Origin of the sequence: Spirulina subsalsa FACHB-351, assembly GCF_026130165.1 — a bacterium.
Lineage (GTDB): Bacteria > Cyanobacteriota > Cyanobacteriia > Cyanobacteriales > Spirulinaceae > Spirulina_A > Spirulina_A subsalsa_A.
This window is the reverse complement of record NZ_JAIHOM010000217.1, coordinates 1-4,126: the sequence shown is the minus strand read 5'-3', so window position 1 is coordinate 4,126 and position 4,126 is coordinate 1. Positions and strand designations below refer to the sequence as shown.

At 51.8% G+C, this 4,126-nt stretch carries 4 protein-coding genes and 1 pseudogene; 2 read left to right on the top strand and 3 right to left on the bottom strand.

Annotated features, from left to right (window positions below):
- Together K4A83_RS23795 and K4A83_RS22250 are read left to right on the top strand one after the other, a co-directional pair.
- The coding region (locus tag K4A83_RS23795) for a zinc ribbon domain-containing protein (RefSeq protein ID WP_407810272.1) at positions 1–338 on the top strand (338 nt) is incomplete at its 5' end.
- 2 nt (positions 339–340) lie between these two features.
- Entirely contained in the window at positions 341–913 is a 573-nt protein-coding gene (locus K4A83_RS22250; RefSeq protein WP_265266905.1) for a TolB family protein, read from the top strand.
- A gap of 75 nt (positions 914–988) precedes the next feature.
- Here the strand turns inward: K4A83_RS22250 and K4A83_RS22245 are convergent, their stop codons facing one another.
- The 3 genes and pseudogenes from K4A83_RS22245 to K4A83_RS23790 form a co-directional block, all read right to left on the bottom strand.
- Entirely contained in the window at positions 989–2,404 is a 1,416-nt protein-coding gene (locus K4A83_RS22245; protein ID WP_265266904.1) for an amidase, read from the bottom strand.
- A 66-nt stretch (positions 2,405–2,470) separates the two neighbouring features.
- A complete protein-coding gene (locus K4A83_RS22240) occupies positions 2,471–3,895 on the bottom strand; it encodes an amidohydrolase (protein WP_265266903.1) in 1,425 nt (474 codons plus the stop codon).
- 121 nt (positions 3,896–4,016) lie between these two features.
- Positions 4,017–4,126 (bottom strand): annotated as a pseudogene (locus K4A83_RS23790) (RNA-guided endonuclease InsQ/TnpB family protein); the annotation flags it as partial.

The window sequence follows — 4,126 nt, the reverse complement described above, 5'->3', positions numbered from 1 at the left end:
CAATTAGTCAGCAAGGATGGAGACAGTTTAGAACTCTTTGCGAATCTAAGGCTGAAAAGTATGGCAGAACATTCTCAACGGTCAGTAGATGGGAGCCCACTAGTCAGGTGTGCTCTCACTGTGGATATCAATGGGGAAAACTTGATCTTAGTGTGAGAACTCTTACTTGCCTAAGCTGTGGTACTACTCACGACCGCGATGAGAATGCCGCTAAAAATATAGATAAAGTCGGGATGGGGCATCGCCACGACTCTAAACGGACACGGAGACAGAGTAAGACTGGTTCGCCAGCGTCAGTCGTTGAGGTGTCAAGAATCACCGTTGCTTCAGCACGGTGAGTATGTCAACAACTCCTTCTGTGCAATCCTCGATTTGTTCTGGACTCTGGAAAACGTTGTGCTTTTGGGGGGTGGGACTCTCTCTTCTAACGCTGGCCTCTGCCTGTGGTGAGACTCCTCCCCCACCTTCTGCGGTGTCTCTCAATAGTTTGTACAATGACGAGCAACCTGCTTTAAGTGGGGATGGTCGTCTGTTGGCGTTTATTACCAATCGTAATGGGGGGACGGAAATTGCGGTGTATAACCTACAAACACGGCAATTTGTGCAGTTACGGGGGTTAAATCAACCGGGTGCGATCGCCCAACGTCCGAGTCTAAGTCGTACTGGTCGTTATATTGTGTATTTGGTGAGCGATCGCGGTCGTCCGGTCATAGCCCTGTATGATCAAGCCTTAGAACGGTCGGAAATCCTCAATAATAGTTATCGTCACTGGATTCGCAACCCCAAAATCAGCCCCGATGGTCGTTACATCGTCTTTGAAACCTCCCGACGGGGCCAATGGGATATTGAAGTTTTAGACCGCGGCCCTAACATCGAATTGGATATTGAGGATGGTAGTCCTTTAATGCCCTAGTCCCCTTGGGAATAGGGAATAGGGAATAGGAAATAGATAATTGATAATTGCTCCCCTGCTCCCCTGCTCCCTGACCTATTCAGTAAGCCCTAATGATTCACTGGGACGGTGCTGGATCCAAGGTTGACGTTGTTCCAATTGAGCCGCAACGGCCAAAACTGTTGCATCATCGGCAGGTTTGCCCACCAGTTGAACTCCGATGGGTAAACCTTGGGGGTCAAACAAGACCGGAAGAGCGATCGCAGGTAAGCCCGCCGCATTCACCCCCGGACAGGGAGCAATCCACTGAATAATCTTCTCTAAAGTCGCTTCAGGACTGAGATTAGCCCATTCTCCCACCCGAGGGGGGGCATGAAGATGAACAGGTAACACCAACAAATCAAAGGACTCAAAAAAGGCGACAATTTGCCGGGCAATGACCTGCATTTGAACCACCGCTTGCAAGTAGTCTCCCGCGCTGCCGGCCTGTTGGACTAACCATTGATTCATGGGGCTTAAGGCCTCAAGGGGAAGCCCGGAGAAGGCGGTTCCGGCTTGCCACACGCGGATAAAGGGTTCTGTCAGCCCGGTGAAATCAGGACTGGCTTCGGTGAGGTGGTGTCCCAAGTCGGCTAAATGTTGTACCGTTTGCCTGACAGCCTGTTGACAGGGTTCACTGGCCGGACCAATGGGGGTGATACTGGTAGAAAAGGCGATGCGTAGGGACTGGGGAGGGTGTTTCAGGGCTTCTAGAAAAGGCTGGGGGGGAGCAGGCAACCAATAGGGATCTCCCACCACATAGCCGCTCATCACGTCCAAGAGGGCGGCGGCATCGGCGACGGTGCGGGTTAATATCCCATCGGTGGCAATGCCGTTGAGGTAATCTCCGGCTGGGGCGTGGGTGACACGGCCGCGACTGGGTTTGAGTCCGACAATGCCACAACAGGCGGCGGGAGTGCGAATGGAACCGCCTCCATCGGAACCCTGAGCGACGGCACAGAGACCAGCCGCTACGGCACTGGCCGCTCCTCCACTGGAGCCGCCGGAGGTGTAATCGAGGTTCCACGGGTTACGACTGGGGGGGAATCCGGGGGGTTCAACGTAGGGCCAGGCCCCAAATTCTGAGGCGGCGGTTTTGCCTAAAAGGGTGAACCCCGCTCCCTTGATTTTCTGGACTACGCCTTCATCATATTGGGCGATGTTGTCTTTCAGGGCGAGGTTGCCACAGGTGAAGGGCATCCCCGCAACAGGGTTGAGGTCTTTAATGGCGGTGGGAACGCCAAAAAAGGGGGGTAGGTTTTGGGGGGCGATTTGGGTGAGTTGTTCGGTTTTGGCTTGGGCTTCGGCGATCGCTTGTTCTTGAGCGACATAAAAGAAACTGCCTAGACGGGGGTTCAGTTGGGCAATGCGATCGCAATACAGTTGAGTCAGTTCTAAGGGGGAAACTTGACCCCTGCGGATGAGTTGGGCTTGTTCTAAGGCAGAGGTAAAAGCCAGATCAGTGTCATTCATCAAAAAACTCCTTGTGTATACCCCCACCTCACGCCCTTCAGGTCGGGGTCATTGAAGGGGAACGGTTTAGGACAATCCCATCACTTGACGATAATGGGCTTCCATTTGCGCAATATTGCTAGATTGACGGTTGGTCGTCCATTCCCCATATTGCAGCAGATTTTGGCGTAGGTTGTCTACGTCTAGGCGGGTGGGTTGTCCGTTGCTGACTATGCGATCGCCATTGACCCAAACATCGGCTACCGCTTGCGTGGGGCGACCTGTCACCAATAAACCAATCGGATCGGTACGGGGCAAGAGGGATAAACTGGTCAGGTCATACAGCACTAAATCGGCTTTTTTCCCGACTTCCACTGACCCCATTTCCCCATCCATGCCTAAACCCTTGACACCCCCCAAAGCCGCCATTTCCACAGACTGGCGAGGGGTAATCCAGTGCCGATAGTCGGGGTCTGTGATATTGTGCAGCATTGAGCCAATTTTAATCGCTTCTAACAGGTCTTGACCATCATTACTGGCCGCCCCATCACAGCCAAAGGACACATTCACCCCAGCTTGACGGTATTTCAACAGGGGGGCAATCCCACTGCCCAAACGCAAGTTACTGAGGGGATTATGAACAACTGTAGATCCGGTTTCGGCCAAGATTTTAATATCTCTCTCCTCTAACCAAACACAATGGGCTAAGGAGGTGCGCTCATTAAGATATCCTAAGCTATGCAGATGTTCTACCGCACTGAAGCCATATTTCTCGTAGGCTAGGAGTTTTTGGGCCTTGGTTTCCAATAAATGGGCATGACGACAGAGATTATGGCGATCGCTTAATTCAATACAACCTTGAAATAAGGCATCAGAACATAATTGAATCCCCGTGGGAGCCACCATGATACTAATACCTTCTTGGGGTCGATGAAACCGTTCCACCACCGTCTCCATCATGGCTAAAACCTGCTCAGTGGTGCAGTAAAATTGACCATGTTTTCGCTCCGCCCCTCCATCAGGTATTCCAGAAGCGAGGGCTTGATCTTGAATCAACGGGCCAATAAATGCCCGGATGCCGATTTCCTGATAGGCTTTCACAGCCGCCGCCACCGTTTCCACTTCCTGCCCCGGAATGAGGACTAAATGATCCACCACAGAAGTCCCCCCAGACAGTAGCGTTTCTAGGGCTGTGGACAAGGCACTGAGATAGATTTGTTGGGGATTGAGGGGAGAAAATTCGTGGAGTTCCCCAATCCATAATTCCAAAGGGTAGGGGGGAATCAGCCCCCGTTGCCACATTTCCGACGAGTGGGTATGGGCATTAACAAAACCCGCTAATAGGAGTTTATAGCTTCCATCAATAACTGTTCCTCGTGGCTCAAGTTGCGGTGTGATGTCCGTTCCGGGATGGAGTGCGATCGCCTCAATCCGATCTCCCTCAATTTGAACATCAATCCGACCATATCCCTCCTCTGTGGCGATCAGTGCCTGTTGAATGGTAAAAGTCACGTTAAACGTCCCCTGTTCCTTAATAAAGCGACCAAAGTTAGGTCTATCTTAACAAGTTCGTAGGAGAAAGGTATTCATTCATGGGCATCTTGCATTTAACCAGTAGTTGACACTCCTCGGCCTAAAGGCACGAGGATTCTTGGTTCACAGACTCGCCATAACCTAGCAGGATTGCTCCAACCAGGCTAGAGGGCAAATCTCCCCAAGCTTTAGATCCGGTATGCCCTACCG

Coding starts and splice junctions, on each gene's coding strand:
- K4A83_RS22250 (WP_265266905.1), top strand. CDS start 341: ATGTCAACAACTCCTTCTGTGCAATCCTCGATTTGTTCTGGACTCTGG.
- K4A83_RS22245 (WP_265266904.1), bottom strand. CDS start 2,404: ATGAATGACACTGATCTGGCTTTTACCTCTGCCTTAGAACAAGCCCAA.